The 1,142-nt window shown below is 56.0% G+C and carries 1 protein-coding gene; it reads left to right on the forward strand.

The window, feature by feature from the left end; all coding sequences use genetic code 11:
• The first annotated feature begins 70 nt into the window (after nucleotides 1-70).
• Nucleotides 71-1,132 (forward strand): IS630 family transposase, encoded by a 1,062-nt coding sequence (locus tag C5F46_RS16170; RefSeq protein ID WP_107326309.1) that lies wholly within the window; start codon nucleotides 71-73, stop codon nucleotides 1,130-1,132.
• Nucleotides 1,133-1,142 lie beyond the last annotated feature (10 nt).

Below are 1,142 nucleotides of genomic sequence, written 5' to 3' on the forward strand. Positions count from 1 at the left end.
TACACGGAGTCATCGAACACCCGAGTTTTGACGGGTTGACGTCGCGGTTGGGACCGATTCATGTAAGGACATGATCCGGCCCGGTTTTCTTTCCCCTGCAGAGCGACGCGAGCTTGAAGCTTGCGTGCATAGTCAGCGCGAAGATCATGGGATTGCGCGGCGTGCGAATGCGATCTTGCTGCTCGATGACGGGGAAAGCTGTGCCCAGATCGCAAAGTTTCTCTACCTGGACGATGACACGATCCGTGGCTGGCATAAAACCTATCGCGATGCTGGCTGGGACGCGTTGGCCTTCGACGGCTGGAAGGGCGGTCAGTCCCGTATGACTGCTGATCAGGAGGTGGGCTTATGCGACTGGTTGCAGGATCGCTTCTGCCGCTCGACCGTTGAGATCAGGAACCATATTCTCCAAGAGTTTGGCCTGCACTATTCCCATTCCGGCTGCATCAAGCTTCTGGCGCGCTTGGGGTTCGAATATCGCAAGCCCAAGGCCCTTCCTCGCGTTGCATCGGCCGAGAAACAGGTGGCCTTTATTGCCATGTACCAACGCCTACTGGCTGAGCTTGGTGCGGATGAAGCCATCTATTTTGCCGATGCCGTCCACCCTGAATATCAGACAAAGCCTGCATACGGCTGGGTGAAAGCAGGCTCACATCCTGCCGTCACGACCACTGCAGGCCGTGGCCGCGTCAATATCCATGGCGCGGTCAACCTTGAAACCTTCGATGCCCCTTTTGTCGAACCCACAACCGTTGATGGGGTCAGTGCCGTCCAGCTTCTGGCCAAGATCGAGGAGCGCAACCCTGACAAGCGACTGATCCATGTGATCTGGGATAACGCTGCCTATCACAAGGGGTCGGATGTCAGGGAATTCCTTGCCAGGCCCGCGTGTCGCATCAATCTCATCCAGTTACCGCCGTACTGCCCACATCTGAATCCGATCGAGAGGCTTTGGGCAGTCATGCACCAATACGTGACGCACAATCGCCACTACCCCAGCCAGAAGCAGTTCGCGACTGCGATCCTGAAGTTCTTCCGCGAAACCATTCCAAATGAGTGGACATCATTCCGCGATCAGGTCTCGGACAATTTCAGGGTCATCAACCACAACAAATTTCGGGTTTTGGCGTAACTGCGGTATA

It is taken from the genome of Phaeovulum veldkampii DSM 11550, assembly GCF_003034995.1.
GTDB classification, from domain to species: Bacteria; Pseudomonadota; Alphaproteobacteria; order Rhodobacterales; family Rhodobacteraceae; genus Phaeovulum; species Phaeovulum veldkampii.

Coding starts and splice junctions, on each gene's coding strand:
- C5F46_RS16170 (WP_107326309.1), top strand. CDS start 71: ATGATCCGGCCCGGTTTTCTTTCCCCTGCAGAGCGACGCGAGCTTGAA.